Below are 23,826 nucleotides of genomic sequence, written 5' to 3' on the forward strand. Positions count from 1 at the left end.
CTCACTGTCCGGACTTGTCGAGGAACTCCCGCAGCCACGGCAGGAACTCGGGAGCGAGGTCGTCCCGGTTCGCGGCGAACTGCACCACGGTCTGCAGATACTCCAGCTTGTTGCCGGTGTCGTAGCGACGGCCGCGGAACAGCACGCCGTGCACCGGACCGCCCTCCTCCGGGCTCGCCGAGGCCAGCGTACGCAGGGCGTCGGTGAGCTGGATCTCGCCGCCACGCCCGGGCGGGGTCCGCTCCAGCACGCCGAACACGGCCGGGTCGATCACGTAACGGCCGATGATGGCCCAGTTCGAGGGCGCCTCGTCGGCCGGGGGCTTCTCCACGAGGTCGGTGACGCGGACGACGTCGTCCTCGTCGGTCGGCTCGATGGCGGCGGCGCCGTACAGGGAGACGTGCTCGCGCGGCACCTCCATCAGCGCGACGACGCTGCCGCCGTAGGTCGCGCGCACCTCGATCATGCGCTTGAGCAGCGGATCGCGCGGGTCGATGAGGTCGTCGCCGAGCAGACAGGCGAACGGCTCGTGGCCGACGTGCTGCTTGGCGCACAGGACGGCGTGGCCCAGGCCCTTGGGCTCCCCCTGCCGCACGTAGTGCATGGTGGCGAGGTCGACGGGCTCTTTCACCTGGTTGAGCCGCTCTTCGTCGCCCTTGGCGCGAAGAGCGTCCTCAAGCTCGTACGCTACGTCGAAGTGGTCCTCGATCGAGCGCTTGTTGCGGCCGGTCACCATGAGGACGTCCAGCAGCCCGGCGGAGACGGCCTCCTCCACCACGTACTGGATGGCCGGCTTGTCGACGATGGGCAACATCTCCTTGGGGGTCGCCTTCGTCGCGGGAAGGAAGCGGGTGCCGAGACCCGCGGCGGGCACGACGGCTTTGGTCACGGGATCGAAGTCAGCCATGAGTAGACACTAACGGAGCGGTCTTTGGACAAGATGAACCTACGTCGGCGCATCCTGCGCGCCCGGTCGGAACTCGATGCCGGGACGCTGCGCGAGTCGTCGGCGTCCATCCGGGAGTTACTCCTCGACCAGCCGTGGGTGCAGATGGCGGGCCTGGTCGCCTGCTACTGGTCGACCGGCACCGAGCCGTCCACACAGGGGCTGATCCTTGCCCTGTGGAAGCACGGCGCCACGGTGATCCTGCCGGTCCAGCGCCCGGACGGCGACCTCGACTGGGCGGTGTACGACGGTCCTGACTCGCTGGCGCCCGGCCCCAATGGGATCATGGAGCCCGTGGACGTCCGGCGCGGCGTCGACGCGATCCGTACCGCCGCGCTGGTCATCGCGCCGGCCCTGGCGGTCGACCGGGTCACCGGCGTACGACTCGGCCGCGGCGGCGGCTTCTACGACCGCGCGCTCGCCCGCGTCGGGCCGAACGTGCCGACGGTGGCACTCCTGCACGAAGGCGAGCTGATGGAAGGGGTTCCGGCCGAGCCGCACGACCAGCGCGTACGCTTCGCCGCCCTCCCGAGTGGAATCGCCCGTTTGGTACAGATGTGACAAGATTGACGTAATGGACGGCGAAGGGAGCGGGTGGGTCTGAACGTCTGGCTGCTCCTGTCCGCCGTCGTCGTCATCGCGGCCATCGCGTCCGTACGGATCGCGCACCGCACCGGCCTTCCCACGCTGCTCCTCTATCTCGGCCTCGGACTGCTGCTCGGTGAGGGCGGCATCGTCGGCATCAACTTCGACAACGCCCAGACGGCCCAGCAGCTCGGCATGATCGCGCTCGCCGTCATCCTCGCCGAGGGCGGTCTCACCACCAACTGGAACCACGTACGCGACGCCGTGCCGACGGCGCTCGTGCTCGCCACGGTCGGGATCGCGGTCAGCGTCGTCGTGCTCGCGGCGGGCGTCGCCGTCCTGCTCGGCATGGAGTGGCGGATGGCGCTGCTGCTCGGCGCGTTCCTGGCGTCGACCGACGCGGCGGCCGTGTTCTCCGTGCTGAGACGGCTGCCGCTGCCGCCCCGGCTCGCCGGGATCCTGGAGGCCGAGTCGGGCTTCAACGACGCCCCGACCGTCATCCTCGTGATCATGCTGAGCGCGGGCTCGACGCTGACCCTGTCGCTGCCGCACGTCCTGCTGGACACCACCGTCGAACTGGTCATCGGCGCGGCCGTCGGCCTCGCCGTGGGCCCGGCGGGGGTGTACGCGCTGCGCCGGGTCGCCCTGCCCGCCTCCGGCCTCTACCCGATCGCGGTGCTGGCGCTCGCGTTCGTCACCTACAGCGGGGCGACTCTGCTGCACGGCAGCGGGTTCCTCGCGGTCTACCTGACGACGCTGGTCCTGGGCAACGCCAAGCTCCCCCACCGCGCCGCCACGCGCGGCTTCGCGGAGGGCGCCGCCTGGCTCGCCCAGATCGGGCTGTTCGTCATGCTCGGCATGCTCGCGGATCCGCGCGAACTGCCGGGTGTGCTCGTCCCGGCCCTGGTGTCGGGCCTGCTGCTGGTCCTGCTCGCCCGCCCGGCGTCCGTGCTGCTGTCCGCGGCGGTCGCGCGGCTCCTGCGCCTTGGTGCGCTGTCGTGGCGCGAGCAGGTGTTCCTGTCGTGGGCGGGACTGCGCGGCGCGGTGCCCATCGTGCTGGCCGCGATCCCCTGGGCCGCCGGCCTGCCGGGGGCGAAGGGACTGTTCAACGACGTCTTCATCATCGTCATCGTGTTCACGATCCTGCAGGGGCCCACGCTGCCGTACCTCGCCAAGGTGCTCGGCCTGGCGGCGGAGGGCGAGGCGCGCGACCTCGACGTGGAGGCCGCGCCGCTGGAGGAGTTGAACGCCGACCTGCTGCAGGTCCGCATTCCGTCCGGCTCGCTCATGCACGGCGTGGAGATCTTCGAGCTCCGGCTGCCCGCGAACACCATGGTCACGCTCGTCGTACGGAACGGGCAGTCGTTCGTGCCCGCGCAGACGACCCGGCTGCTGGCGGGCGACCAGCTTCTCGTGGTCACCACGGCCGCCCAGCGGGAGACGGTCGAACGCCGCCTGCGCGCCGTGAGCCGCCGCGGCAAGCTCGCCGGTTGGTACGGCGAACGCGGCAACTGAGCGGAGCTGCCGAAGGGGTCACGGGCGAAAGGGACACCCGGGGGCAATAAACATGGCTGGAGTGGCGTTTGCGCTTGTTGATTGCGTACGATTAGCAATCGACCCGGTCGAGTGCCAGTCTCAGGAGGAGCGAGTGCCTACCTACCAGTACGCCTGTACCGCTTGCGGTGAGCAGCTGGAGGCCGTCCAGAAGTTCTCTGACGACCCGCTCACGGAGTGCCCGGCCTGCCAGGGCAAGCTGCGCAAGGTCTTCTCCGCCGTTGGCATCGTGTTCAAGGGCTCCGGCTTCTACCGGACCGACAGCCGTTCGTCGAGCTCGTCGTCGACGCCGGCCTCCACCACGTCGTCGGCCTCGAAGTCGTCCGGCGACTCGGGCAAGAAGGAGGCGGCCGCCTCCACGAGCTCGTCGAGCTCGTCGAGCACCTCCTCGTCCAGCACGTCGTCGTCCGGCTCCACGGCCGCCGCCTGAGGTTATCCACAGGGGTCGGCGGGACGCGCCGGGTGTGCCGCGGCGTTCGCTAGGGTCGGCCCATGGTCAATCGCGCAGACATCGGGGTCATCGGCGGTTCGGGGTTCTACTCGCTGCTGGAGGACGCCGAAGAGATCGACGTGACGACGCCGTACGGCCCGCCGAGTGACTCGATCACCGTGGGCCGCATCGGCGAGCGGACCGTCGCGTTCGTCCCCCGGCACGGCCGCGGCCACACTTTTCCTCCCCACCGCATCCCCTATCGGGCGAACATGTGGGCGCTGCGGTCCCTCGGCGTCCGCCAGGTGCTCGCGCCCAGCGCGGTCGGGTCCTTGCGCCCGGAGATCGGCCCGGGCGCCCTCGTGATCCCCGACCAGCTCGTGGACCGCACCCAGGGCCGCGAGCAGACCTATTACGACATGGGCGGGGCCGTCCACGTCTCGTTCTCCGACCCCTACTGCCCCTCGGGCCGGGCGGCCGCCGTCGCCACGGCGCGCGAGACGGGCTGGGACACGGTCGACGGCGGCACCCTGGTCGTGGTCCAGGGGCCCCGCTTCTCCACCCGGGCCGAGTCGAAGTGGTTCTCGGGCGCGGGGTGGTCGATCATCGGCATGACCGGGCACCCCGAGGCCGTCCTCGCCCGTGAGCTCGCCCTCTGCTACACGACGCTCGCCCTCGTGACCGACCACGACGCCGGCGTCGAGGCCGGTGAGGGGGTCACCCACGAGGAGGTCCTGGCCTTCTTCGCCGCCAACGTCGAGCGGATGCGCGCTCTGGTCGCCCAGGTCGTCGAGGCCCTGCCGGAGCAGCGTGGCTGCCCCTGCGGCAGCGCGCTCGACGGCGTCGAACTGCCGATCGAGCTCCCCTGAGACCACCGATGCGTGCCATGACCCGTGATCGGCGGCGACACACCGCACGCCGAGCGCCCCTGACGGTTCCCGCCGACGGAACAGGCGACCGTCCGGGGCATGAAGCCCGGTCCCGGGCGGTGGCGAGGACGCCGTGCGAGGCCTGAGGCGCCTGGCGGGGCGCCGTCGCCGTCCGATCGCCGCCGTCCTCGCCGGTGCGGCGGTGGCCTGCGTGCTGCTGGCCGTCCGGACCCCTGACGGCGTGGAGGTCCTCGCCGCCGCCCGAGACCTTCCCGGAGGCCGGCTCGCCTCCTCCGACGTCATGGTCGTACGGCTGCCGCCCGACGCGGTGCCCGCCGGGGCATACGCGCCCGGCACGCCGGTGACGGGCCGCGTCGTCGCCGGTGCGCTGCGCCGGGGCGAGCCGCTCACCGACGCGCGGCTGCTCGGCCCCGGCCTGTTCCGCCGGGTCCTGGCCGTGGGGACGGCGCAGGGACAGGAGCCCGGCGCACAGACGTCCGGCGGGCAGGTGGCTGAGGGCGCGGTCGGCGGTGCTCCGGACGCCGAGGGGAAGGCGGCGCAGGTCACGGAGCCCGAAGCCGCGGGACCCATTGAGTCTCAGCCCGCGGGGACGCAGGTCACGGGGGCGGGATTGGTCGCGACGCCGATCCGGATCGCCGATCCCGACGCCGCCCGGCTGCTGTTCCCGGGTGACGTCATCGATGTCCTCGCGGCCTTCGAGGACGGGCCCTTCCAGGCCCGGACCGTCGCCCAGGAGGTGCGGGTGATCGCCCGGCCACCGGGCCGTACGGACGGCGGCGCGCTGCTCGTGCTGGCCACGACCCCCGGCCAGGCCGCGCAACTCGCCCAGGCCCAGGCGCAGGGCAGGCTGTTCGTCGCCATCCACCCGCGCTGAGGGAACAGCGCGGGGGCCCGGGAGGCTCAACCGACCAGGAGCGTCGCGATGGCGGGGCCGAACGCGGCCCCGAGCAGGTAGGCGAGGTTGAACAGGCCCATCGCCGCCGGCCGTTCCGATGCGGGCACGGCAGCGGCGGCGCGGGCGGCGTACGCCCCCTGCCCGGAGGCGGCGGCGACCGAGGCGAGCGCCTGGGCGGCGAGCAACGCACCCGGCCCGCGGCCCAGCACGGCCAGCACCCCGCCCGCCGCGCTCAGCACAGGGAACACCACCGCCGCCACGCCGAACGAACCGCGGGCGGTGGCCGCGATCACCGGATAGGACGCGAGCCCGCCGAACAGCAACGGCCAGGTGATGGCCAGGCCGACCTGCCCGCGGCTCCAGCCCGAGTGCTCGGCGAGCAGCGGCGGCAACGCGTAGATCATCCCGAAGTTGACCACCGCCAGCAGGAACGCCAGCCCTGCCGAGACCAGGAACACCGGGGCGCGTAGGACCGCCGTCGGCACGAACCCGTCCGGCCGGGCGCGCAACCGCAGCGCCAGCAGCACCCCGGCCGCGACCGCCGCGCCACTCGCGGCCTGCCACGCGTGCGGCAGGACCACCAGAGCCGTCACCAGCGCCGTCACCAGCACCGCGCCGACGAGGTCGAACGGCATGGCCGACAGCGGGGTCACGGGCCGTCCGCGCAGGACGAACGGCACAGAGAGCAGGCTGAGTGCGGGCAGCGCCAGTGTGGCCCGCCAGCCGAGCAGGCCCGCGACCACGTCACCGGTGAGCGGGGCGGCGGCCCCGATCGTCGCGAGCGACGCCGTGACCAGCCCCATCACGCGGGCCGAGCCGGCGAGGCTCATCGCGATCGTGGTGAGCCCGGCGGCGCCGAGGCCCTGGATCGCGCTCCCGGCGACCAGCAGGGGCAGCGCCGGGGCCACGACCGTCAGGGCCGCGCCCAGCAGGACGAGTGCGGCACCGGTGAGCAGCGCCGCGGGGGTCCCCCGGCGGCGCTGCAGACCGGCCATCAGCGGTGTGCCCACCGCGATGGCCCATCCGAAGGCCGTGACGATGAAGGTCGCCGCGTCCACCGTCGTGCCGAGGTCCCGGGCCGTGTCCGCGAGCACCAGGGCCGACCCGGCGATCCCGAAGGACATCGGTCCGGCCAGCAGCGCCAGCCACACCCCCGGCACCCCTCGCGCCGCGCCGCGCGCGTCCGCGCCGCGGTCGCCCTCCGGGTCCCGCGTCCGCGCGACGGCCGGGTCCTGCCCCCCGCTCATCGGGCGGCCCCCACCGGCAGCGCCGGATAGTCGGTGTAGCCGCGGTGGTCGCCGCCGTAGTAGGTGGCCGGGTCGGCCTCGTTGTACGGCCCGCCGGCCGCGACGCGTACGTGCAGGTCGGGATTGGCCAGCCAGAGCCGGCCGAAGGCGATCGCGTCGGCCAGGCCGGAGCGCAGCGCCTCGACGCCGTCGTCGACGGTCGCCGCCTCCTCTCCGCCGTACGGGTGCGGGTTGAGCACGAGCGCGCCCGGCCACTCGGTGCGCAGCGCCTTGGTGAGGGCGCGCGTGCCGTTCTCGGAGACGTGCAGGTAGGCCAGGCCGTACGGGGCCAGCGCACGAGCCAGCTCGGGATAGAGCGAGTCGGGGTCGCTCTCGTCGATTCCGTTGTAGGTGATGCCGGGCGAGATGCGGATTCCCGTGCGGGCCGGGCCGATGGCGTCGGCGACCGCCTGCACGACCTCGACGGCGAAGCGGATGCGCCCCTCGACGGACCCGCCGTAGGCGTCGGTGCGCCGATTGGTGTTGTCCGACAGGAACTGGTGGACGAGGTAGCCGCTCGCCCCGTGCACCTCGACACCGTCGAAGCCCGCGTCCATGGCGTACCTGGCCGCGACGGCGAACTCCTCGATGACCCGGGCGATGTCCGCCGTGGTCATCTGCCGTGGCGTCGGCAGGTCGAGCAGACCCGTGGGCGTGTAGAGCCGCTCGCTGTCGCACCGGATCGGCGACGGCGCCAAGGGGAGATCGCCGTCCGGATACAGGTAGGGGTGGCCCATCCGGCCCGCGTGCATGAGCTGGACGAAGATGCGGCCGCCACGCCGGTGCACCTCGTCCGTGACCAGCCGCCAGGCGGCTGCCTGCTCAGGCGTGTGCAGGCCGGGCGTGTCGATGTAGCCCTGGCCCAGCACGCAGGGCTGGGTGCTCTCGGCGATGACGAGCCCGGCTCCCGCGCGCTGGCCGTAGTAGTCCGCCGTGAGGGCGTTCACCAGGCCGTTCCGCGCGCGGTTGCGGGTCATCGGAGCCATGACCAGACGGTTGGGCAGGTCAAGCGTGCCCAGGGTCGTCGGCTCCAGCAGTTCGCTCATGTCGTCCTCCCCACTTCAGGTGAGCGTCTGTGCCGGTCCGACGGTACGAGCGGGCGGTTACGGGCCGAATCGGTAAGGTTTCGGTACTGCGGTACGGGTGTCAGATGTACGTACCTACCGAGCGGGGGCGCTGTGCTGTACGGGAGGGCGGATGAGCAGGCCGCGATCCGAGCCCTCGTGGACGCGGCGCGCACCGGCCGCAGCGGCGGCCTCGTCCTGCGGGGCGAGAGTGGGATAGGCAAGTCCGCGCTCCTGTCCTGGGCCGCCGGTTACGCGGAGGAGACCGGGCTCCGGACATTGCGGGTCACGGGTCTCGAGGCCGAGGCCGACCTGGCCTTCGCCGGTCTGGTGCAGCTCCTGTGGCCGGTCCAGGATCGGATCGGCGTCCTGCCCCGGCCACAGGCCGACGCGCTGCGGGCGGTGCTGGCGCCGCCGCAGGACGGGCAGCAGGGCGGACCCGACCGGTTTCTGACTGGGCTGGCCGTGCTGACCCTCCTCGCCGAGGTGGCCGTCGACGGTCCGTTGCTCTGCCTGGTGGACGACGCGCACTGGCTGGACCAGGCGAGCGCCGACGCGTTGCGCTTCGCCGCCCGCCGGCTGAACGCCGAAGGGGTGGCCATCCTGTTCGGCGCGAGGGAGGAGGGCTTCGCGGCCACCGGCCTCCCCGAGCTGCGGCCGTCGCGTCTGTCGCCGCAGGACGCGGCCCTGCTGCTGGCCGACCGGAAACTCGCGCCGAGCAGCCGTGAGCAGGTGATCGAGGAGTCGGCGGGCAACCCGCTGGCGCTCATCGAGTTCGCCGCGGCGCGGCGGAGCCACCACTTCGCCGCCGGGCCCATGCCCGTCTCCGATCGGGTGCTCGCCTCGTTCCGGTCGCGGATCGCGCTGCTGCCCGAGAGGACCCGCCTGATGATGCTCACGGCCGCCGCCGAGGGGCGCGGGCACCTGCCGACGCTGCTGGGGGCGGCCGGCGCGCTGGATGTGGGGCTGGAGGATCTGGCGGAGGCCGAGCAGGCCGGGCTGGTCGACGTGACCGCCAACGTCGTGACCTTCCGCCACCCCCTGATCGCCACCGCCGCCTACCACGGTGCGGCGCTGGCACGGCGGATCGCGGTGCACGAGGCGCTGGCGGGCGCGGCCACGGACGACGACTGCCGGGCCAGGCACCTCGCCGCGGCGACCACGAAGACGGACGAGCGGGTCGCGGAGGTGATCGCCCGCGCGGCCGAGCGCGCCCGTGCCCGCACCGCCTACGCCGCCGCGGCGGGCCTGTACGAGCAGGCCGCGCGGCTCACCCCGCACCCGCGATCACGAGCCGGGCGGTTGGGTGAGGCGGCGTGGCTGGCACTGTCCGCCGGGCACCCCAAGCAGGCCGCCGACCTCGTTGACCAGGCCGAGCGTCTGGTCGACGACCCGGGGTCGCTGGCCGGGCTGGCGCCGGTGCGGGCGGCCGTGGAGTTCGAGGTGGGCGAGCGGCGGCTGGCGGCCCGCGTGCTGGTCGAGCGCTCGGCGCACGCGGACCCGGAGCAGGCCGCGCCGATGCTGCGCACCAGCGCGGGGTACGGCTGGTTCTACGGCGACCGGGATGCGATCCTCGCCGCGGCGGAACGGCTGCGCGAGCTGGGGTTGCGCGACCCGATGGTGGCGGGGATGGCGGCTCTCGTACAGGACGACTACGCGTGTGGGCTGCCTCTGCTCACCGAGTTCGTGGCCGGCACGCCACGACCGGCGCCGGACTTCCCGGCCGGTACGGCCCGGCCGGGCGCCGCGCCGGGTTCCGCCGCGTGGGCGGGGCACCCGGCGGGCGGACTGACGATGGCGTGGGGTGCCTTCTGCGCGATGATCATCGGGGACGACACGGCCTCGGCCGAGCTGGCCGAGGCCGAGGTCGGCCGGTGTCGCCGGCATGGGCTCGTCGGCGCGCTGCCACAGGTGCTGCAGGACCTGGCGGGCGTGCAGGTGCAGGCCGGACTGCACCGCGATGCCGAGATGTCCGTCGCGGAGGCCGTCCGGCTGGTCCACGACATCGGACTGGAGCAGCGGGTGCCCCGGCTCAACTCGGTGCTGGCGCGGGTCGCCGCGATCGAGGGCGACGAGGAGCGTTGCGTGCGGTTGGCCAGTCAGGAGCTCGACACCGGGGGCATGGCCGGTGTCGCGGCGCTGAGCCTGCTCGATCTCGGGCTGGGCCGTCACGCAGCGGCTCTCGATCGGCTGGAGGCCGCCGTACGCGGTCCGTTGCGGCACGCGTCCGGGCTGGTCGCGGCAGGTGCCGACCAGGTGGAGGCGGCCGTACGGCTGGGTGAGCCCGAGCGGGCGGCCGAACCGCTGCGCCGCATCGAGGCATGGGCGCGGGCCGGCGGGCAGCGCTGGGCAGAGGCGGTGAGCGCGCGCTGCCGCGCCCTGCTGAGCGACGACGAGACCGACTACCTGCGCGCTCTGACGGCGCACGAGGGGTCAGGGCGGCCGTTCGAGCGGGCCCGCACCGAGCTGCTGTACGGAGAGTGGCTGCGGCGGGCCAGGCGACGCAGTGACGCACGGGTGCCGCTGCGCTCGGCGCTGGCCGTCTTCGAGCGCCTGCGCGCCGCGCCGTGGGTCCAGCGGGCACGGGCCGAGCTGCACGCGACCGGCGAGGTCCTCCTGCCGGCGGAACCCACGGCCGTCGATCCGGTGGAGCGGCTCACCGCGCAGGAGCTTCAGGTGGTCCGGCTGGCGGCGGACGGCGGCACCAGCAGGGAGATCGCGGCACAACTGTTCCTGAGCCCGCGGACCGTCGAGCACCATCTGTACCGCGCCTTCCGGAAGCTCGGCATCCGCTCCCGCCGCGAACTCGCCCGGCTCGGCCTCTCCAGTCGGCGCTGACCGCGGAACAGGGTCAGGTGGTGCTGGCCGGAGCCTGCCGCCAGGCCCGCTGGTCACGCGTGACCTGCCGGAGCATCTCCATGAACGCGGCGTAGCGCTCGGCGCCGAGGGTCCGTTCATGCCGTTCCTCGATGGCGGCGAGGATGGCGCGAGCTTTGGTGATCTCGTCGATGCCGTGCTCGGTGGGGACGATGAGCTTGGCCCGGCGATCGGCGGGATCGGGTTCGCGGGTGACGTAGCCGAGCCTGACGAGCTCGTCGAGGATCGTGCCGATGATCTGCTTGTGCTGACCCGACCGCGCCGCGAGGTCCGTCGCGCGAACGCCCTCCGGATCGAGGAACGCCAGAACCGTCCCGTGCCGCGGGCGCACGTCGGGGTGCCCCTGCTCGGCGAGCGTCTCGAACAGCTCCTCCTGCAGGGCACGTATCAACTGGCCGGCCAGCACACCGATGTCCCCCACGGTCCACCGTCTTTCATTTAGTCACGATCATTGACTGTCAACAATCGTGATTATAGTATGGACTCCGGAACACGGCACACCCCCATCCCCCTGGAGTGCTCATGCTGTTCGTCAACCTGCCGGTCAAGGACCTCGCCGCCTCCCGGCGGTTCTTCACCGCACTCGGATTCGCCTTCAACGACCAGTTCGCCGACGAGAAGATGGAGGCGATGATCATCGGTCCGGAGACCTTCGCGATGCTGCTGACCGAGGAATACTTCGCGACCTACACCGACAAGAAGATCGCCGACACCGGTGAGGTGACGGAGGCCATCTTCGCCCTCGGCGTGGAGAGCCGCCGGCGTGTCGACGAGCTCGCCGAGGCCGCCGCGGCCAACGGCGGCGCTCTGTCCGGCGAGACGAAGGACTTCGGCTTCGTCTACACCCGGGCGTTCACCGACCCCGACGGCCACCTCTGGGAGGCCACCCACATGAACTTCGCCGCGACGCAGTGAGGGAGCCGCGACCATGACCACCAACGAGATCGACGCCTACGTCGAGACGAAGCTCGACCCGAAGTACCGCGAGATCGTGGCGGCCCTGCGCCGGCTTGTCGCCGAAGAGGCCCCCGCGGCCGTCGAATGCCTCACGTACGGCTCGCCCGCCTGGCGAGGCGACAAGATCCTCGCCGTCATCAGCCAGAGCAAGACCCACCTCACCTTCGCCTTCGAGCGGGGCGCCGAGATGACCGACCCGCACGGCCTCCTCGAAGGGGTCGGCAAGAAGACCCGCCACGTCAAGATCAAGACGATGGACGGGATGAACGAGGCCGCGCTGCGCGACTACATCGGCCAGGCCGTACGCCTCGACGCGAGCTGAAGCCGTTCTCCTTGACCGTGGAAGCCTTCGACGGGCCCGTCTTCGTCCAGCCGCCGGGGCCCGTCAGAGGAGCGAGCCGAGCTTGGGGTCGTACTCCCAGTGCCAGGGCTCGAACGGGCTGCTGTAAGCCCAGTCGGGGTGGAACCAGCCGAACCGCTTGCCGTTGGCCTCCAGCCAGTTGAACTGCGCCGAACGGAAGTTCTGCACGCCGCCGCACAGGTCGACGGCGAGCCCCAGCCCGTGATTGCTCTTGCCGGGAGTGGCCGCGAAACCGGGCCGCCGGTAGTAGACCGACTGCTGCTCGCTGAGGCTGCGATAGCTGTCGGAGATGCACATCGAGGTGCCGAACCGCTTCTTGTAGGCGATGTTGAGATCGGCGAAGGCGATCGCCGCGTCCGCCCGCAGCGTCTCTCCGTTCTGCGGCAGCGGGCACAGGATGTTCTTGGGCAGCAGGCCGTTCGGGTACTGCTCCGCCTGGGTGATCCTGGTGGGGTCGCATCCCCCCGCCCCCTGCGTCCCGTCGCCGATCTTCACACCGAGCTTGATCAGTGCTTTGGTCAGCGATCGCACCAGGGTGGACGAGCGCTTGCGCAGAGCGGCCACCTGGGCGCTCAGCTGCGCCTCCTGCAGGAGGCTCGCCGCCCGGAGCTCCTGGGCCTCCTGCGCGAGCTGCTGCTGCCGCTCCAGCAACTTGATCGCGTCGCCGAGCACGTTGTTGCGCCCGGCGACCAGGTGATCGAGGTCGGCGATCCTCCGAAGGGTGTCCGTGCCGTTTCCCACCCGGAAGAACGGGCTGAGCCCGTCGACGGACGGGTCCTGATACAGCGACGACGCCAGGTCGGACAGCGGCTTGCGCATCTTGTTGAGCTCCGCCGTGGCCTGCTGGAGGCTCTCGAGCTTCGTCACCAGCTGTTTCTCCACGGCGCCGAACTTCTTCTGGCGCGCCACCAGGGCCCTGTTCGCGTCCTCGATGGACTTGTACGCCTTCTGGGCCTCACGCCGCAGCTCGGTCAGCGAGGTGGGCTCCTTGCCGAGCTCGCCGGCCCAGGCGGTCGCGGTCGTCGATTCCGGCGCGGTGGTCGTGGCGCCTGCCGAGGCGGCCTCGGCCATGCCGTACGGCGCGCAGACGGCCAGCGAAGTCATCGCCGTGACGACCGCGATCAGCCTGGCTGATCGAGGAGATGACACGATCGACTCCCCCGTTTGCGAACTCGTGACCTGGGTCAGGGACGCACGTTACTACAGCGCCCTGTGTGTCCGAGCCCCGGTTCGCACAAGCGCTATCGACCGGTCACGTCGCATTTGCGCGTTTCCAGCTCATCGCCCGCCTTCGGAATGAGCCTCCTGCTCCCGGCAGAGCTCCCACAGCCATGTGTCCCGCCACTCGGGCGCGCACCTGAAGGTCGTCTCCTCGCGAGATTCCGGCTTCGCCTCCGCCGGACGCCGCACCGCCGGGGCAGCCCTGGGGACGACCTCACGGATGGGCCGGACGATCGGAAGGATCCGTACGAACCCCTCGTAAAGACGCGCCGGCCCAGTCGGCTCGGGCACCGGAGTCGGATCCAGCAAGGGCTCGCGGACCGCCCCCGCCATCGGGACCACGGCGATTCTTCGGGCCTCCGCAGTGTCCCCGGCGGGCGGCACACTCGGCCCCACGCCACGCGCCCGGCCTTCCACGATCGCGGCGGGCGCTCCGGCACTCCCTTCACGCGCCGTCCCGGCCGGTTCCGTCCCTATGGTCGCACCCGGCGCGAAATCGCCCCGGGCGCGTTCCCCGTAGCCGGTGAAGTCGGCCATGAGCATGCCCGAGGCCAGGAACGCCGGCACGAGCAACGCCACGACGAGCACCACCGATCGCAGCCCACGCGCGGCTCCACGTCGCGTTACGGTCACGGCCAGCGACGGTAACCGCCCCGCCTACTCCGCCGTACGGCGACTTGCCATGCCTTTACCGCAGGTCAGCCCGCCGGTGACCGGGGAACTCGAAACGACACCCCCGGTGGAGGCGCGAGCGGGCCCAACCTTTCGCTAGGCTTACTGATGCACATCATGCCTCCGTAGCTCAGGGGATAGAGCACCGCTCTCCTAAAGCGGGTGCCGCAGGTTCGAATCCTGCCGGGGGCACCTAGTTGACCTTGTTGTATGCCGTCCGACCTGGAGGTTCTCTCCGGGTGCGGCTTCCGCCCGTGTGCAGCCGTAGGCCACCGCGAGCAGCCCTGAATCACCGTTCACGGAATATGCACGGGATGATCTTTGGGCTGTTCGGCCAGGTCAACGCAGACAGTGGTGGCGTTCTCCGGTCAGGTCTCGCATCAGTCGTCAGCGGCCACGAGCAGCGAGAGGACGCCGGCCGTGCGGTCGATGAGGATCAGTTCGTGGAAGTCGGTATGGACTCCGCCCCAGTCATGGAAGGCTTCGTGGCCGAGGTCTTCAAGCTGATATCGGCTCGTCGCCGCCGTGAGCAATGAGTAGACCTCTTGTTCCAGGAGGGCGGTCAGGGCAGGGGGAAGCACCCCGAACTGTTCGGCCCAGCCGCGAAGGAGTTCGTTCGCGTGCTCCTCATTGATCTGGACATATCGGGCTGGGGTGATGTGCTGCAGCCAGTAGGGCCCATGCCGCAGTCCTTCGGCCTCTATGCCTCCCCCTGCGTAGTCGTCGCGAAAGGCCACATGGCCGGTTAACGCCGTCAACAACCAGTCGTCGCCGGGATCAGAGCGAGGCAGATCAAACCGCTTGACGTCGACCCATCGGAACGCATGCCCGGTTGGGGAGTCGAAGTGGAAGTCACGAAAGTTGATGAAGGTCTGATCCCGGTAGGCGAGGGTTTCCGACACCTCTCAACGATAAAAGCGGCCGGGGCAACGACCCGACCGCTTGTCTTGAGACCAGTAGGGCGGAACCTTACAGCTCCAGGGCTTTAGTGATCTGCCCGTTGGCGCGAGCCCGTTGCCCCTCGATGCACTTCGCATAGACGCGTAGGAGCACGTCAACGCCGTGCCCTGCACGCTGGGCGACCTCAGTTGGCGGGACGCCCGCGTTGAGCCACAAGGAGACCGCCGCATGCCGGAGGTCGTATGGGCGAGCCGCCAACGGCGACGCGACCTGTTCAACGGTGAAGGCCAGCCGCCGAGCCTCCTGCCAGACGGCGGAGTACGCCGACGAGGAGAACGGCCGACCCTTGCTCGTTCGGAAGAGCCTGCCGTCCTTCGCTGTGCCGTACGTCTCGATGTGCTCGCGAAGGATCGCGACGAGGACCTGAGGGATCGGAATTTCGCGGGTGTCGTCCTTGGCCCGGTGTTTTAGGCCGCGTTCATCGTGGGTCTCCCCCGAGTTCGTCCACCGCTTGTTCGCCTGTGGCCGCGCCTTCTCCAGCGTGATCAGGCCCCACCCCTCGGCGGGGAGATCGCAGTTCTGTTGGCACAGCCCCGAAGCCTCCTCCGGGCGGAGGGCGGCGTAGTACACGCAGGCGAACATGGCCATCATCCGAGGGCCGCGCGTACGGCCCACCTGGGTCACCGCGTCCAGCAACGCCCGCGCTTGAGCCGGATTTACCACCGTTCGAGGGTCGACGGCCCCGGCGGCTTTCGGAGGTTTCCACTTCACCGCATGCAGCGGGTTTGCGGGCAGCTTCTTGAGCTCCACCGCGGATTCCATCATGTGATGGAGCACGGCCCGCTTGCGCCGTACGGTATTGGCCGCCGCCGGCTCGCCGTCGAAGCGGAGGGCGATGGCGTCGAGGGCCGAGCGGATCACGGCCGGCTCCATCAGGTCAACGAGGGGCAAAGACGCCGCTTCCAGCCAGGCGAGCGCCGCCTTGTGTTCCGGCCGCAGCTCTCCACGCCGCTTGTCCGGCAGGAAGGCGTACTCCCGCAGCACCGCGCGGAGGTCCTCGTCCTCCGGCCTGCCCTTCAGATCCTTGACGAGAGCGGGGACGAGAGACAGCAGGGCGTACGTCATCGTCTCGCGAGTCCGGGCCGCCGAGTGGACCCAGCGGGCCGCCATGTATGACCGAGCGAAGTCGAAGAATGTCGGCCCGGTATCGGCTGGCTTGGCCATCGACTCGGGAAGCCCCGTACTCAGGTCGAAAGCCTCGCCCCGCTTGGCCGCCTGCCGCAGATCGGACACAAAGTTCTCGGCGAGTGCCTTCGTACGGAAGGTCTTGGACTTCTCCTTGGGGCCGACCTTCCACCGCGTAACGTACGAAGGCGTCTTGCTGGAGGCGTTGCGACGGATGTCCCAGAACTTCACGTCATAACTGGTGCTCACGCGGCCTCCTGAAGTGAGGCCAGCCAGGCTGTGAGGTCGCTGCGCCAGACGCGGAGTTCGCCGTTGGGAAGCTTGATGCACTTGGGCGCGTGACCGAGTTCGCGCCAGCGGTAGAAGGTCCGGCGGGAGACGCCGCCCAGCTCGGCGAGGACCTCGGGCACCGTCAAGAGTTCGTCGCGCCGGGTCATCGGGCATCGCCCCCATCCGGTGGCGACGATTGCGGCAAGGGCACGCCCGCAAGTCCGGCGACGAGTGCGTCTCCCGGGGAGTAGCCCTTTCCGGCGTACTCCCATTCGCTGATCACAAGGACGGTGTCTTCGTCGAGGAGGGGCAGGCGGCCGGTGGTGACGTCTTCGTCTCGGGCGTGGTTTTGGCGGTCGGCGCGGATGTCTCCGAGGGTGGTGGAGTAACGGCGGGATCGGGTGGAGAAGTGGCCGCGGAAGCCCAGCATGTGCGCCCACTGGGTGACCCGAAGTTCGGCCAACTCCTCAAAGGCACCGAGGCGAAGGCATTCGGCGATGAGTCGCCGGGCGTGGTCGCGGACGGGCAAGGCGGTCAGGTCCTCGCCGGGAACGATGCGCCGGTCGATGGTGCCGACGCATTCGGCGGCCTTCGTGGCGTACTTGGCCACGTACCCGGCTACGGCCTGGTCGGTCAGCTCGCCGTCGATTTTGATCGGGCGGGCGTCGAGCTGCGTACCCCATCGGAGTACGCGTTCCGGTTGGCCGACGCACGCGGGCACCTTAGCCGTGACCACTGAGGTGGCGTGCTCTACGGCCTGCCTCAGCAGGTCGAGCGTCGCCCAGGCCGGGGGCGGGGAGATGGGTCCGGCCGGGCCGTCCAGGCGGATCACGGCGTGCAGGTGGACGACGCCGCGTCGCTGGTACTCAGCCACCTTGGCGAAGGAGACGACGAGCTGGTCGCGCATGTCGCGGAGGGTCAGGCCGCCGAGCTTGGCCAGGTGCCGGCGAAGGGCGTCGGCGAAGCGTTTCCACAGCAGCGGCGCGACCGCGTTGAACAGGACCGAGCCGGTGTAGTCGTAGCAGTCGGGGCACAGCGGCTCGCCGAGGCGGTCATCGTCGGCCCCGTGCCGGGCTGTGCAGGACAGGAGTCGCCCGTGCGGGCAGGTCTCGGCGTCGCGTCGAGGGTGGCAGGGCAGGACGCTCCCGTTGTGCTGCCTGCGGGTGTGGACCGGGCCGAATGACGGCGCGGTGAGCGTGACGAACAGACACGGGTGCGCGGTCACTGTGTCGGGGACGCCCTTACCGCCGACGAGTCCGGCCCGGATGAGGTGATAGGTGTCGGCCCGGTAGGTCTCGGCGCAGGCCGGGCAGCGGGAGGCGCGGCGGGTCTTGCACGGCACGCGAAGGACGCCGTCGGGTTCGAGACGGGTGCTGTAGCGGTGCAGCAGGGTCCCGGTAGCCCTGTCCCAGTGTTCGACCTTGCCACGCAGGTGGATCGGCTGTCGACAGCCGCCCGTGTGGCGGATCTGGAAGGCGAAGCGGGAGCAGTTGGGGTCGTTGAGTCGGGCGATGGCACCGCGGATGGCGTGCGCGTTGGCGGATGTTACGGGCAAGATGGAGACCTCCTTTCGCTCGATGGGTGGAGGGATGGCCCCCGACCTGGCAGGCGTCTTGGCGGATGTACGGCCAGGCCGGGGGCGCGGACGGATCAGCAGAAGCCGAGCCCGTCACAGTGGCGGCAGGTCTCGCCGTAGGAGTCGAGACCGCCTCCACCGCAGTGGCAGCACTGCCACCGCTGAGGCCTGATCGGCACAGGTTTCGTGGTCGGTGCCTGTTCGGTGTCGGGCATAGGTGTCACCTCCTTTCGTGGTCAGGCGGCCTGCGCCGCGTTCTGGTCGGGGATGGGGTCGGGCTGGATGCAGCCCTCGTAGCTGCGTTCGGCTTCGTACTGGGCGCGGCGGGCGGCCAGGATGGCCACGGCCCGGTACTCCACAGGGCCGAAGCAGATCGAGGCGGCGTAGTGGCCGGCCTCGCGCTCGCGCGGGTCGATCGACGTGCCGAGCAGTTCGGCGATGTGGTCGACCTCGGTGCACATGTCTGCGTCCGTGGCGCGGTGCGGGAAGTGCAGGACGTTGACAGTGCGTGGGACGGGAACGGCCGGGTTGGCGTCCAGGAAGTCGGCCAGGGCGCGGAGCCCGGCAATGAGCGCGGGCCGGTAGTCGTCGTTGGTCATGCGGTGATCTCCTTTCGTCAGGCGGGTTCGGATGCGGTTCGCAGGGTGCGCAGCAGGTCGGAGGCGAGCTGGTTGGACACACCGAGGCGGGCGCGCAGCAGGTCGCGGGTGATCGGTTTGCCGTGCTTGGCCTGGTGTTCGTCGGCCACGCGGCGGGCGTAGTCGACCAGGGCCGGGGACGGTCCCGGCTCGCCGTCCTGCGCGGCGGGGACGAGCGCCGGAGCGGGGGACGGCGAGGACGGGACGGCGTCGACGGTCAGGGCGGGCGCGGACGGATCAGTACGAGGGGCGGCGGCACGGCGTTCGAGCATCGAGACGGCGATGAGGAACGCCCCGGCGGGGGTGGCCGCCGTCAGCCAGCCCCACACGGTCGGTTCGGCTTGGTGCAGGTTGGCGGCCAGGGACAACACGATCCCGCTGGCTAGGACGAGCGTCGGCCAGGACACCCACCCGTTGCGTTGCCGTCCGGTCTTCTTGTCGCGCTGCCGTTCTCGGGCGGCCATGACGCAGGTGAGGTCGACGCAGACGGCCACGGCCCACGACATCCAGCCGGTCTGTCCGTGGTCGGTGGCGGTCTCGCGGATGTGGGTGAACGATCCGGCACCCGCGATGGCGGCCAGGACGAGAACCGGCCCGGTGTCGAGAAGCCATGAGGCGAGGCGTCGCATCGTTACCCCCTTTCGTGATCAGGCGGACAACAACTCGGACAGCGCGACCTCATCAAGGCCGGTGACGCGGCCGGGCTGGGCGATCTCGGACCACGTGGGAGTGAGCCGGGACCAGTGCCGGGCGGTGTGTTCTGCGGTCTGCTCGGAGACGTGGAAGGAGCGGGCGCGGTACCACTGGCCGTCCTGGCTGGCGACGATCGCGACGCCGGGCGTTTCGGCGGGGATCGCGCGAGCGGAGACCAGGGCGGCGGGGTCGAGGTCGCCGAGCGTCATGGTCGCGGTCTCGGGGTCGTTGACCCGGTGGCAGATCCGCCCTGAGCACTGGGCGCGTAGGGCGGTGACGCCGGGGCCGAGGTCGGAGCCGATTCGCTGGCCGGAGCAGAACAGGTAGATGCCGAACGCCCGCCCGAGCTGGGCGATGCGCAGCAGCGCGGTCGAGGTGTGGGCGATCTCGTCTTTCTCGGACTTGTCGGCCATCAGGTACAGCTCGGCCAGCTCGTCGACCAGCACCACGACCGGGACTGGTCGCACGCCGGGCGGTAGTTGCCAGATGTTGCGCGCGCCGGCCGTACGGCACAGCCCCATTCGGTCGACCATGAGTGCCACCAGGTCATCCAGCAGGGTCACGCTCTCGGCCCGCGTGGTCGCCAGGGCCGACAGGCGTGGTGCGTACGGGGTGAACTCGACGCCGCCTTTGAGATCGATGCCGACCAGGGCGACCGGTTGCGGAGCGAGCCCAACCAGCAGGGCGTTGGCGAGGTTGGACTTGCCCGATTGGGTGGCACCCGCGTTGATCCAGTGCGGCACCGTGCGGAAGTCGATCGTCCACAGCCCCCCGGTCTCCAGCCGCCCGACGTGGACGGTGAGGAGCTCGCCGGAGGCTGGGAGGTGGTCGAGCCGGACGAGCGGGTCCCGCACGGTGGCGGCCAGGACCACACGGCCGGGCCGCGGGGACGAGACCCGTACGGCGTGGACCCCCCAGGAGTGCGCGAGCCGTTCGGCGGCCTGGGCGTAGTCGGCGGGGATCTGCCCTTCCAGGGTGTGGACGGTGACGCGCCAGCCGTGCCGGGTCGGCAAGGGCACCGACATGAACGGCTTGGTGTCGACCGCGACCCGTTGGAAGCGCCGCCGTACTTTGACGAGCCCGGTTGAGGCGATCGCGCCGGGAACAAGGGTGAACCACCAGCGTTGCCGCTTTTTGGTCAGGCCACAACCGAGGGCGACCTTGCGCCAGGTCGCCCAGATGGTGACGGCCATCAGTGGGAAGCCGACGAGCAGCCAGTACGACCGGTAGTGCAGGTGGCGCCAGGCCCATAGGCCGGCCGCCGAAGCGGCCAGGCCCGGGAGCAGCACCAGCAGGGCGTCACGCATGGGCGGTCACCCCTGCCGGGACGATCGAGCTGGCTCGGTAGCTGATGCCCCATCGGGCCTCGCCGCCCCGGGACATTTCCCAGACGTAGCCGACCAGGCCGACCGGGGTGACGTCCTGTCCGGCGGTGACCTGGGGCTCGCCGCTGGTTCCGACCTTGACGAGTTCGATCCGGCCGAACTCGTCCTCGACCGACAGGACGATCTCGTAGACGGTGTTGCCGTTCTTGTCGGTCTTGATCTCGCCCGTGTCCTGGTTCAGGACGCGCGGGCGAGGCGCGCGGACGCAGACGAACTGCAGCTTGGTCACATCGACCGGGATCGGAATGGTGCGCATCTTGTGGACCTCCTTAGTCTCGTGGCCAACATAGTTAACTAGGTTGGCCTGGTTGTCAATGTCCTCTCGGTTGGCTTGGTCGCCGTGGCGTGGTGTGATACTTGTGGCCGTACGACAGGAGAGGGATGGTCAAGAAGACGGGACGGCCCGGTTACCTCCAAATCGCCGACGATCTGCGTGAGCAGATCCGCGGCGGATCTCTGTCGCCCGGCTCCCCACTGCCGTCGACCACCCAGCTCGCCGCCCGGTACGACGCCTCACTCAGCGTGGTGAAGCTGGCGGTCGGGATCTTGCGGACCGAGGGCCTGGTGATCGGCCAGCAGGGCAAGGGCGTGTTCGTCCGGGAAGACGTCCCGGACACCGATCCGGGGTCGGCGGGCGACTTGGCGAGCGAGGTCATCGCGCTACGCACCGCCGTACAGGACTTGTCGGAACGCTTGGCGCGGGTCGAAGCGACCTTGTCTCAGCGATCCGAGAGTTAGGACCACCGTCCCGGACCTTTAAGCCGGTGACGTGGCGAGCGAGCCGCGCGGAGGCGTTCCCGGAGGCGACCCCGCCACGCATGGCCTTGTCCTCCCGCCGGATGCCGACCAAGACCGTCACGTAGCCGACGGTCACAACCGCGCTGAGCGCCAGGGCGATGATCAGAGGCAGCGCGCTCACGACCAGATCACCCCCAGGGCGGCGGCGCCGAGCGGGCCACGTGGGGGACGACGGGTGATGGCGCGACGCCGAGCGGCCCGGCGGCGGGCGACCTGACGGCGTGCCCACCGGTCACGAGCGATGCACTTAGAGCACCGGGTCTGTCCCTCCTCCAGCAGCGCCCCGCACTCGCAGCCGGGCACCTCCTCCGGAGGGGCGATCGTGGTGTCTGTCATTGGTCTGTTCTCCTTTCGTCGCAGGTAGTGGTGCGTTGTGACACCGAGAGTGCGGCGAAAGGGGAGGACGAGATCACTACACGACGGGACATGTTCAAGACGTCCCGTCTACGATTGCCACGTCCCTGGACGTCCTACGCGGCAGGTGAGATGGCCAACGAGCGACTACGCGCGGCCCTTCTGGAACGCGGCGTGAGCATCGCCGAGCTGGCGACTGCCATCGAGGTGGACCCCAAGACCGTCGAACGCTGGATCACCAAAGGCCGCGCACCGTACCGAAAGCACAGATACGCCGTCGCCACCCACCTGGGGATGGACGAGAGCTACCTGTGGCCAGAGGCGTTGACACGCGAGCAGGTGGCATCGGCGTCCGAAAGTGAGATCGTCACCGTCTACCCGCACCGATGGGCCGTCCCCCGGGACGCCTGGGGACGTCTGTTCGCCCAGGCCCAGAACGAGATCGGCATCCTCGTCTACAGCGGGCTATTCCTCGCTGACGACGCCGGCATCGTGCGCATGCTCGCCGAGAAGGCCGCAGCCGGAGTGAGGGTACGCATCCTGCTCGGCGACCCCGACAGCCCCCAGGTCGCCCAGCGCGGCGCGGACGAGGGTGTTGACGACGGCATGGCGGCCAGGATTCGCAACGCCCTCGTGCTCTACCGGCCCATCCGCGGCTTGGACGGAGTCGAGATCCGGCTTCACCCCACGGTGCTGTACAACTCCATCTACCGCGGCGACGATCAGCTTCTCGTAAACACCCACGTGTACGGCGTGCCCGCCGGCAACGCGCCCGTCCTGCACCTGCGCAAGGTGTTAGGCGGGGACATGGTCACCACGTATGTCGATAGCTTTGAGCGGGTGTGGGAGCAGGCCGCACCAGTAGAGTCCTGAGTCATGCCGCGCCGGATCGACTACTACGACGACCCTGACGCTCCTAGGCCGAACAGCCTCGTCCCGTCCGTCAATGTCGTCGTCACCAACGACGCCGGGGACATCCTGATGATCCGCCGCAGCGACAACGGCAACTGGGCCGTCCCCGGTGGTGCCATCGACCTCGGCGAATCCCTCCCCCAGGCCGCTGTACGCGAGACCCTCGAAGAGACCGGCATCGTCTGTGAGATCACCGGCCTCGTCGGCACCTACACCGACCCCCGCCACGTGATTCTCTACACCTCGAACGGCGAGGCCCGGCAGGAGTTCTCCATCGTCCTCACCGCCCGCGCCATCAGCGGCGAGCCGACCCCGAGCAGCGAGTCGACCGAGGTCCGATGGGTGCCACGCGACCAGGTCGAGGCGCTGCCGATGGACCGCTCAATGGCCCTGCGGATCGGCCACTACCTCACCGGCACCGGCCTGCCGTACATCGGGTGAGAAGCCTTGCGTACGGCCTGAAATTGTTGGATTAGACTGTCCCGCCCATGAGCTACGATCGGCATTTCGTCAGCTGGCAACCGGGCCAGTCTTGGGATGACGCTCTGATTGCGGCATGAGCGGATGTTCCGCCAAAGCATGAGCCGATGTAGCCACCTGTTCGTACAGCAGACCCACCATGGCGGCGCTTGCTTCCGGCACTCGTACTCTTCGATTACGTGCTGGGCGTGCGGAGAGGCGTGTAGCCAGCGTCGATCCGTTCGGCCGCTTCCTCCTCGTCCAGGTACTGGACCCCTTCTCCCCTGCAGTCGGAGCAGGTCTCCCAGACAAAGTCGCGTTCGCTGACGATGACTTTTACGGACCCATCTCCATTGCATTCAAGACATTCAAACACATACTCACCGGCTTCCAGTTCCGTCGCCCACTTGTAGCCAGTTGCCTTCTCGTAACTTTCTAGCAGCCTTCCTAGCCTCTTTTCATCTTCTTTGTCTCGGACGTCGCCCTCCTGTCGCGTTAAGAGGTATTTAGCATCATCCCAAGGCAGGCTGTTGAACCAATCCGCTCCTTCTTTGCTCCACCCTTCTTCGCCATCACGTCTGTTGGACTCTCCCATACTTTCTTCCCTTTTCATGGGCGGTGAAGGGTGGAGGTGTCGCCCGTTCCTCCACCACTCCCGCAAGGCCAACGGTACTTGCGACCAGCGACGTCTCCGCGGGGAACGCAAGCGCCCTCTCCCATCGACGACCACGGGAGAGACGATGCCAGCTCGAGGATCGCCCGACAATAGCCGAGCACCTGAGTCGTGACCACCCAGGGGAAGCTGGCCGACCGCGAGCAAGGCCAAGACCGGGCTCTTCATATGCGGACATCGAGCCCGTGCACACGGCATGCGCGGTCGCTATGTTCAATCACATGGCCGAGATGCTTGGCAGGACT

Annotated in this window: 26 protein-coding genes, 1 tRNA gene and 1 pseudogene; 12 read left to right on the forward strand and 16 right to left on the reverse strand. The window is 70.1% G+C overall.

The genetic code is table 11. The annotated features are described in order from the left end of the window. Position 1 precedes the first annotated feature (1 nt). Positions 2 to 907, reverse strand: a complete 906-nt coding sequence (gene galU, locus AAH991_RS34440) for a UTP--glucose-1-phosphate uridylyltransferase GalU (RefSeq protein WP_346230114.1) — start codon at positions 905 to 907, stop codon at positions 2 to 4. A gap of 33 nt (positions 908 to 940) precedes the next feature. On the opposite strand from galU, the gene AAH991_RS34445 reads away from it, so the two are divergent. The 3 genes and pseudogenes from AAH991_RS34445 to AAH991_RS34455 form a co-directional block, all read left to right on the forward strand. Beyond that, complete coding sequence (locus AAH991_RS34445) at positions 941 to 1,507, forward strand: 5-formyltetrahydrofolate cyclo-ligase (RefSeq protein ID WP_346230138.1); 567 nt, start codon at positions 941 to 943, stop codon at positions 1,505 to 1,507. Positions 1,508 to 1,540: 33 nt separating this feature from the next. Further along, complete coding sequence (locus AAH991_RS34450; protein WP_346230115.1) at positions 1,541 to 3,046, forward strand: potassium/proton antiporter; 1,506 nt, start codon at positions 1,541 to 1,543, stop codon at positions 3,044 to 3,046. A 52-nt stretch (positions 3,047 to 3,098) separates the two neighbouring features. After that, positions 3,099 to 3,320: pseudogene (locus AAH991_RS34455) on the forward strand (FmdB family zinc ribbon protein); the annotation flags it as partial. Between the two features lie 14 nt (positions 3,321 to 3,334). On the opposite strand, the gene AAH991_RS34460 reads toward AAH991_RS34455, so the two are convergent. After that, the gene (locus AAH991_RS34460; protein WP_346230139.1) at positions 3,335 to 3,502 is read right to left on the reverse strand and encodes a hypothetical protein; all 168 of its coding nucleotides are present in this window, start codon (positions 3,500 to 3,502) and stop codon (positions 3,335 to 3,337) included. Between the two features lie 75 nt (positions 3,503 to 3,577). Here AAH991_RS34460 and AAH991_RS34465 point away from each other — a divergent pair, with 75 nt between their 5' ends. Then, a complete protein-coding gene (locus AAH991_RS34465) occupies positions 3,578 to 4,384 on the forward strand; it encodes an S-methyl-5'-thioadenosine phosphorylase (protein WP_346230116.1) in 807 nt (268 codons plus the stop codon). Positions 4,385 to 4,517: 133 nt separating this feature from the next. Next, entirely contained in the window at positions 4,518 to 5,279 is a 762-nt protein-coding gene (locus AAH991_RS34470; RefSeq protein ID WP_346230117.1) for an SAF domain-containing protein, read from the forward strand. Positions 5,280 to 5,305: 26 nt separating this feature from the next. Here AAH991_RS34470 and AAH991_RS34475 read toward each other — a convergent pair whose 3' ends face one another. Then, on the reverse strand, positions 5,306 to 6,547 hold the full coding sequence (locus AAH991_RS34475) for an MFS transporter (RefSeq protein ID WP_346230118.1): 1,242 nt from the start codon (positions 6,545 to 6,547) through the stop codon (positions 5,306 to 5,308). Further along, on the reverse strand, positions 6,544 to 7,632 hold the full coding sequence (locus tag AAH991_RS34480; RefSeq protein ID WP_346230119.1) for an alkene reductase: 1,089 nt from the start codon (positions 7,630 to 7,632) through the stop codon (positions 6,544 to 6,546). Before AAH991_RS34480 ends, AAH991_RS34475 begins: the two co-directional genes overlap by 4 nt. A gap of 132 nt (positions 7,633 to 7,764) precedes the next feature. Between AAH991_RS34480 and AAH991_RS34485 the strand changes: the two genes are divergently transcribed. Further along, a complete protein-coding gene (locus AAH991_RS34485; RefSeq protein ID WP_346230120.1) occupies positions 7,765 to 10,488 on the forward strand; it encodes an ATP-binding protein in 2,724 nt (907 codons plus the stop codon). Positions 10,489 to 10,501: 13 nt separating this feature from the next. Here the strand turns inward: AAH991_RS34485 and AAH991_RS34490 are convergent, their stop codons facing one another. After that, a complete protein-coding gene (locus AAH991_RS34490) occupies positions 10,502 to 10,948 on the reverse strand; it encodes a MarR family winged helix-turn-helix transcriptional regulator (RefSeq protein WP_346230121.1) in 447 nt (148 codons plus the stop codon). A gap of 101 nt (positions 10,949 to 11,049) precedes the next feature. Between AAH991_RS34490 and AAH991_RS34495 the strand changes: the two genes are divergently transcribed. Together AAH991_RS34495 and AAH991_RS34500 are read left to right on the forward strand one after the other, a co-directional pair. Further along, on the forward strand, positions 11,050 to 11,442 hold the full coding sequence (locus AAH991_RS34495) for a VOC family protein (RefSeq protein WP_346230122.1): 393 nt from the start codon (positions 11,050 to 11,052) through the stop codon (positions 11,440 to 11,442). Positions 11,443 to 11,455: 13 nt separating this feature from the next. After that, a complete protein-coding gene (locus AAH991_RS34500) occupies positions 11,456 to 11,806 on the forward strand; it encodes a DUF1801 domain-containing protein (protein WP_346230123.1) in 351 nt (116 codons plus the stop codon). Positions 11,807 to 11,869: 63 nt separating this feature from the next. Here the strand turns inward: AAH991_RS34500 and AAH991_RS34505 are convergent, their stop codons facing one another. Then, entirely contained in the window at positions 11,870 to 12,994 is a 1,125-nt protein-coding gene (locus AAH991_RS34505; protein ID WP_346230124.1) for a D-alanyl-D-alanine carboxypeptidase family protein, read from the reverse strand. Positions 12,995 to 13,857: 863 nt separating this feature from the next. On the opposite strand from AAH991_RS34505, the gene AAH991_RS34510 reads away from it, so the two are divergent. Beyond that, positions 13,858 to 13,930: transfer RNA gene (locus tag AAH991_RS34510), tRNA-Arg, on the forward strand. Between the two features lie 188 nt (positions 13,931 to 14,118). On the opposite strand, the gene AAH991_RS34515 is transcribed toward AAH991_RS34510, so the two are convergent. The 8 genes from AAH991_RS34515 to AAH991_RS34550 all read right to left on the reverse strand — a co-directional run bounded on the left by AAH991_RS34515 (position 14,119) and on the right by AAH991_RS34550 (position 20,641). Continuing rightward, positions 14,119 to 14,640 carry a hypothetical protein gene (locus AAH991_RS34515; protein ID WP_346230125.1) on the reverse strand — a complete coding sequence of 174 codons (522 nt, stop codon included), beginning with the start codon at positions 14,638 to 14,640 and terminating at the stop codon, positions 14,119 to 14,121. A 67-nt stretch (positions 14,641 to 14,707) separates the two neighbouring features. After that, entirely contained in the window at positions 14,708 to 16,072 is a 1,365-nt protein-coding gene (locus AAH991_RS34520; RefSeq protein WP_346230126.1) for a tyrosine-type recombinase/integrase, read from the reverse strand. Then, on the reverse strand, positions 16,069 to 16,260 hold the full coding sequence (locus tag AAH991_RS34525; RefSeq protein ID WP_169983532.1) for a helix-turn-helix transcriptional regulator: 192 nt from the start codon (positions 16,258 to 16,260) through the stop codon (positions 16,069 to 16,071). Before AAH991_RS34525 ends, AAH991_RS34520 begins: the two co-directional genes overlap by 4 nt. Continuing rightward, the gene (locus AAH991_RS34530) at positions 16,257 to 17,648 is read right to left on the reverse strand and encodes a replication initiator (protein WP_346230127.1); all 1,392 of its coding nucleotides are present in this window, start codon (positions 17,646 to 17,648) and stop codon (positions 16,257 to 16,259) included. Before AAH991_RS34530 ends, AAH991_RS34525 begins: the two co-directional genes overlap by 4 nt. Before the next feature lie 257 nt (positions 17,649 to 17,905). Continuing rightward, positions 17,906 to 18,268 carry a hypothetical protein gene (locus tag AAH991_RS34535; protein WP_346230128.1) on the reverse strand — a complete coding sequence of 121 codons (363 nt, stop codon included), beginning with the start codon at positions 18,266 to 18,268 and terminating at the stop codon, positions 17,906 to 17,908. Between the two features lie 17 nt (positions 18,269 to 18,285). Beyond that, positions 18,286 to 18,936 (reverse strand): DUF2637 domain-containing protein, encoded by a 651-nt coding sequence (locus AAH991_RS34540; RefSeq protein WP_346230129.1) that lies wholly within the window; start codon positions 18,934 to 18,936, stop codon positions 18,286 to 18,288. An 18-nt stretch (positions 18,937 to 18,954) separates the two neighbouring features. After that, complete coding sequence (locus AAH991_RS34545) at positions 18,955 to 20,307, reverse strand: FtsK/SpoIIIE domain-containing protein (protein ID WP_346230130.1); 1,353 nt, start codon at positions 20,305 to 20,307, stop codon at positions 18,955 to 18,957. Continuing rightward, positions 20,300 to 20,641: an SCO3933 family regulatory protein gene (locus AAH991_RS34550; RefSeq protein ID WP_346230131.1), complete on the reverse strand. Its 342-nt coding sequence runs from the start codon at positions 20,639 to 20,641 to the stop codon at positions 20,300 to 20,302. The genes AAH991_RS34545 and AAH991_RS34550 overlap by 8 nt, the downstream gene beginning before the upstream one ends. Before the next feature lie 125 nt (positions 20,642 to 20,766). Between AAH991_RS34550 and AAH991_RS34555 the strand changes: the two genes are divergently transcribed. Continuing rightward, on the forward strand, positions 20,767 to 21,123 hold the full coding sequence (locus AAH991_RS34555) for a GntR family transcriptional regulator (protein ID WP_346230132.1): 357 nt from the start codon (positions 20,767 to 20,769) through the stop codon (positions 21,121 to 21,123). A gap of 177 nt (positions 21,124 to 21,300) precedes the next feature. Here the strand turns inward: AAH991_RS34555 and AAH991_RS34560 are convergent, their stop codons facing one another. Further along, positions 21,301 to 21,519: a hypothetical protein gene (locus tag AAH991_RS34560; protein ID WP_346230133.1), complete on the reverse strand. Its 219-nt coding sequence runs from the start codon at positions 21,517 to 21,519 to the stop codon at positions 21,301 to 21,303. 150 nt (positions 21,520 to 21,669) lie between these two features. Here AAH991_RS34560 and AAH991_RS34565 point away from each other — a divergent pair, with 150 nt between their 5' ends. Next, positions 21,670 to 22,410, forward strand: a complete 741-nt coding sequence (locus AAH991_RS34565; protein WP_346230134.1) for an XRE family transcriptional regulator — start codon at positions 21,670 to 21,672, stop codon at positions 22,408 to 22,410. A 3-nt stretch (positions 22,411 to 22,413) separates the two neighbouring features. Next, complete coding sequence (locus tag AAH991_RS34570) at positions 22,414 to 22,890, forward strand: NUDIX hydrolase (protein WP_346230135.1); 477 nt, start codon at positions 22,414 to 22,416, stop codon at positions 22,888 to 22,890. 214 nt (positions 22,891 to 23,104) lie between these two features. Here AAH991_RS34570 and AAH991_RS34575 read toward each other — a convergent pair whose 3' ends face one another. After that, positions 23,105 to 23,503: a DnaJ-like cysteine-rich domain-containing protein gene (locus AAH991_RS34575; protein WP_346230136.1), complete on the reverse strand. Its 399-nt coding sequence runs from the start codon at positions 23,501 to 23,503 to the stop codon at positions 23,105 to 23,107. Positions 23,504 to 23,826: the final 323 nt, after the last annotated feature.

Source organism: Microbispora sp. ZYX-F-249, assembly GCF_039649665.1.
Classification (GTDB): domain Bacteria; phylum Actinomycetota; class Actinomycetes; order Streptosporangiales; family Streptosporangiaceae; genus Microbispora; species Microbispora maris.